The organism is Flavobacterium sp. (genome assembly GCF_046155325.1).
Taxonomy (GTDB): domain Bacteria; phylum Bacteroidota; class Bacteroidia; order Flavobacteriales; family Flavobacteriaceae; genus Flavobacterium.
In genome coordinates this window covers 1-3,444 of the sequence record NZ_JBJXDQ010000006.1, presented here as the reverse complement: position 1 = coordinate 3,444, position 3,444 = coordinate 1, and the positions used below count along the sequence as shown (strand labels likewise).

Sequence of the window (3,444 nt, the reverse complement as noted above, 5' to 3'; positions counted from 1 at the left end):
TTAGATTAACGAATTATAGGTAAAAAGAATGGCACTCTGGGGAATTTCCACGACTTCGGAAACATCTGGTAATAATTATAATATTCCCAAGTTTTTTCTTGATACTGATAGAAATAATACTCCACACAACTGCTTTGCGGATGTTCGTGGATGGGTTTATCGTAGATATGGAAAAACTGAACAGTCTGGTCTTTCTACCTCATATTATGATGAGGTAATTGTTCCTGTTGCAGGACTGAATACTGTTGGCAGTGGAGCAAGCACAACAGGTCTTGGATTGGCAACTCCTGTTGCTGTATTCTTCGAAGATGAAAATCTTGCTTCTCCAATTTCTATCGGTGCTGGTGGAACTACTGGAATTACGACTGGTTCAATTGGAAATGTTCATTTAGTGTTTAATGAACTGGTATATGTTTCTGCAGGTGCAACAATTCGTCTTCGTGCCTTTGATGCAAATAATGCAAACGAAACAACTGCTATTGTCGCAACAGCAGGATCATTTGCAAACGGATCTACTGTTTTCAATTATATTAATAATACTGGATTTGTTGCTAATACAAGTTACAACGGGCAGATTACAAATCGTCCTTCATTTGCATTCACCGCACCTTCTACGGTTCTTGCTGCAAATGTAAACTTTTTAACGACTGCAACTACTACCGGACAAACTGTTGCAATCGGAGCAACTGTAATCTTTGTTAATTCTGTATCAAATGTTTCTGTAGGAAGTTCTCTTTCTATTACTGGAAAGCTTACAAATGTTCCGGTTGTTTCTGTTGGAACCACTACTGTTCAGATCGGAACAGCATCTACAATTGCATCAACGATTACTGCCGGTATTGCTGCAACATTCAGCACTCGCACGAATGCTACCAAACTATCAATTGATATATCAAGAGGATTTATTGGAGTGATTACTGATGTTTCCGGTGGTGTAGGTGTTACTAGTTCATTCACTTCGGACATTATTCGTAATATTGGAGGTGCCGGATCTACAAGTTCAGTTGGTATTGGAACCACAACATTAACAGTAACTGCATAATATGAAGTTTGATGAGTTGAATGAAAATAATTATCTATTATTTGCCATAAAATTTTATAATAATCCCCAATCAGTTACGATGGAGGATTTTCAATCTGATTTGAAACGAATTAGATATGTCAAAAGATTACTTAAAAAATATAAAAATGGTGGAGAACTAAAAACACATTTAATTCTCAATCATCTTATTATTTTATTTAATGTTTTTGATGATGCTGCAGTTCCTTTATTATTTTATAATTTTGAAGAAGATTTATGGCCTTTGATTAAAAGTTTTTTAATATTCTTAAATCGTCTACCAGAATATCCGATAAGTAAGATACATGATATTGTCGAAGATTTTAATTGCCTATCACAACTACAATTGATCTAATGAATATCGATAAGATTATTTCCATAATTCGTTCTTTAAAAGAAGATGTTCCTACCATGAGTACAGGCAGCACTGCCGGTTCTGCCGGATTTGGGGGTAGTGCTCAGGGTTTTGATCCAGGACCTACTGCAGGATATGATATGCCTCTTGATGGGCGTTCTAGGATGCTGAAAAGACTCCCACCACTATACCGAAAAGGTTTAAGAAAAAGAAAGAAAAAAAAGAACAAATAAATAATAGTGTAACTAAATTTGATTTTTTTGTTTTGGATAATTTAATATTCACGGAGCAAAAAAATGTTTAGTAAATCATCCAACGAAACAAAAATCGCCGTTTTAGAAGAACGTCTAACTTCTTACGAAATTATGATTAAAAAAATAGACGAAGCAATTCAAATTATGGGTAAAACCAGTCAAACAATTTCAAAAATGTTGGCGGTTCATGAAGAAAAGTTAGATAATACTCATAAAAATGATGAATTGATTATCGATAGAATTAAAACGATGGAAAGTAAAAATACAGAAGAGCATCATCGAGTAATTGAAAGATTTGAATTCATAGATAGTAAAATAAATGACCGTATTGAAATTCTTGACAAAAAAGTTGATGAAGTCACAAAATTTCGTTGGTTAATATTGGGTGGTGTTATGATTATTTCGTTTATTTTTTCTCAATCATCTATGGTTGTTGATATATTGACACCAGACACGGACAATGTTAGAATAGAGAAACCCAGATAATTATTTCAGAATGGACTTGATTGATTCCAAATATATTGGACTAATCTCATCACGTCTTCAAAAATTTAAAAGAGTTAAAACTGATCTTTATAATTTTAGATGCCCGATTTGTGGAGACTCTCAGAAAAATAAAAACAAGGCAAGAGGATACTTATATTCTGTAAAGAACAATACAAACTTTAAGTGTCATAATTGTGGAGCAAGTCTATCTTTTAACAATTTTCTTAAAGATATAGACTCGACTCTTCATAAACAATATTCTTTGGAAAAGTTTAAGGAAGGTTATACCGGAAAGAACTTTGTGGTTGAGACTCCAACATTTGAGTTTTCCAAACCAAATTTTATAAAAAAAATTAATCTTCCAAAAGCATCTTCAAATAAGGTTGCAAAGGAATATCTTGAAAACAGAAAACTTAATCCTGAAAGATTTTATTTTGCCGAAAAGTTTCAAGAATGGGTTAATACACAAAAACAAACATTCAATAACATTATAAAAGATGAAAGTCGTATCATTATACCTTTATATACCTTTAAGGGAGAAATGTATGGATTTCAGGGAAGAGCATTAAATAGTAATAGTATTAAATACATTACTATTATCCTAGATGATTCGATTCCAAAACTTTATGGATTAAATACAGTCAATCCAAATGAAACGGTTTATATTGTCGAAGGTCCCTTTGATTCTGAATTTGTTAAAAATGGAATTGCCATGTGTGGTGCCGATGTTGATATATCATCTTTAAATTTTAAGGATATTGTTTATGTTTTTGATAATGAAACAAGAAATAAAGAAATTTGTGATAGAATGAATAGGATAATTGAAAACGGAAATAAAATTGTAATCTGGGAAAGATCAATTCTTCAAAAAGATATTAATGATTTATTTCTTGCCGGATTTGATATTATGAGTATATTAAAGTCAAATACATATTCTGGGTTAGAGGCAAAAGTAAAATTCAACGAATGGAAACGAGTATGAGTAATGGAACAAAGGTTATTAAAAGAAGTGGAACTGCCGAAAGGTTAGATTTGGATAAACTTCACATCATGGTTGAGGAAGCTTGTAAGGATCTTTCTGGAGTTTCTGCTTCACAGGTAGAAATGCAATCTGGTATTCAATTTTATGATGGTATTACGACTGCCGAAATACAAGAAATTCTAATTCGTTCTGCATCAGATTTGATTGATTTGGAAAATCCAAACTATCAATATGTTGCTGCCAGACTTCTTTTATTTTCTGTTCGTAAATCTTTATATGGAAAACTTCAAGAGCATCCAGACTTTTT

The 3,444-nt window shown here is 32.5% G+C and carries 6 protein-coding genes; all 6 read left to right on the top strand.

What is annotated here, in order from left to right; all coding sequences use genetic code 11:
* Window positions 1-28 precede the first annotated feature (28 nt).
* Entirely contained in the window at window positions 29-1,042 is a 1,014-nt protein-coding gene (locus tag ACKVOD_RS00670) for a hypothetical protein (protein ID WP_409207555.1), read from the top strand.
* Between the two features lies 1 nt (window position 1,043).
* Window positions 1,044-1,415 (top strand): hypothetical protein, encoded by a 372-nt coding sequence (locus tag ACKVOD_RS00665; RefSeq protein WP_409207554.1) that lies wholly within the window; start codon window positions 1,044-1,046, stop codon window positions 1,413-1,415.
* Complete coding sequence (locus ACKVOD_RS00660; RefSeq protein WP_409207553.1) at window positions 1,415-1,648, top strand: hypothetical protein; 234 nt, start codon at window positions 1,415-1,417, stop codon at window positions 1,646-1,648. The genes ACKVOD_RS00665 and ACKVOD_RS00660 overlap by 1 nt, the downstream gene beginning before the upstream one ends.
* Window positions 1,649-1,711: 63 nt before the next feature.
* Window positions 1,712-2,155, top strand: a complete 444-nt coding sequence (locus ACKVOD_RS00655) for a hypothetical protein (RefSeq protein ID WP_409207552.1) — start codon at window positions 1,712-1,714, stop codon at window positions 2,153-2,155.
* A gap of 262 nt (window positions 2,156-2,417) precedes the next feature.
* A complete protein-coding gene (locus ACKVOD_RS00650; protein ID WP_409207551.1) occupies window positions 2,418-3,137 on the top strand; it encodes a hypothetical protein in 720 nt (239 codons plus the stop codon).
* Window positions 3,122-3,444 (top strand): ATP cone domain-containing protein (locus ACKVOD_RS00645; protein WP_409207550.1); only part of this gene is annotated, 323 nt, incomplete at its 3' end. The genes ACKVOD_RS00650 and ACKVOD_RS00645, both read left to right, overlap by 16 nt.

Excerpts from the sequence above, each read along its gene's own strand:
- ACKVOD_RS00670 (WP_409207555.1), top strand. The coding sequence starts at position 29 with ATGGCACTCTGGGGAATTTCCACGACTTCGGAAACATCTGGTAATAAT.
- ACKVOD_RS00665 (WP_409207554.1), top strand. The coding sequence starts at position 1,044 with ATGAAGTTTGATGAGTTGAATGAAAATAATTATCTATTATTTGCCATA.
- ACKVOD_RS00660 (WP_409207553.1), top strand. The coding sequence starts at position 1,415 with ATGAATATCGATAAGATTATTTCCATAATTCGTTCTTTAAAAGAAGAT.
- ACKVOD_RS00655 (WP_409207552.1), top strand. The coding sequence starts at position 1,712 with ATGTTTAGTAAATCATCCAACGAAACAAAAATCGCCGTTTTAGAAGAA.